Source organism: Sandaracinomonas limnophila (assembly GCF_004005965.1).
Lineage (GTDB): Bacteria > Bacteroidota > Bacteroidia > Cytophagales > Spirosomataceae > Sandaracinomonas > Sandaracinomonas limnophila.
Map to the genome: position 1 here is coordinate 1 of NZ_SACY01000013.1, position 596 is coordinate 596.

Here is a 596-nt window from a genome sequence, read left to right on the forward strand (position 1 = left end):
GATGGCGCAGTTTCAGTATTGAGTACATCAGATTCAACCTCAGCATGGATTACCAGAGAAAGAAATCGAGCGATTAGTCGCGAAAATACCATTGAAACGAATTTGAATTCAGAGATTACCAGATCAAGAAGCAGAGAAGATTCATTGGTAGTAGCATTTGGGAATGAAGTATTAAGATCAACTAACCAAGATACAACTTTGGTGGGTCGTTTGGATCGTGAAATTTCAAGAGCAACACAATCAGAGGCATTAAAAGAGTTATTGGCTAATAAAGCAACAGGCATTACAGATGCAACTAATAATGATACGAATTATCCGACAGTAAAGGCTATTAAAGGATATGTAGATGGCGCAGTTTCAGTATTGAGTACATCAGATTCAACCTCAGCATGGATTACCAGAGAAAGAAATCGAGCGATTAGTCGCGAAAATACCATTGAAACGAATTTGAATTCAGAGATTACCAGATCAAGAAGCAGAGAAGATTCATTGGTAGTAGCATTTGGGAATGAAGTATTAAGATCAACTAACCAAGATACAACTTTGGTGGGTCGTTTGGATCGTGAAATTTCAAGAGCAACACAATCAGAGGCATT

1 protein-coding gene is annotated in these 596 nt (G+C 37.9%); it reads left to right on the forward strand.

The window, feature by feature from the left end:
* The coding region (locus EOJ36_RS11995) for a hypothetical protein (RefSeq protein WP_238944490.1) at positions 1-596 on the forward strand (596 nt) is incomplete at both ends.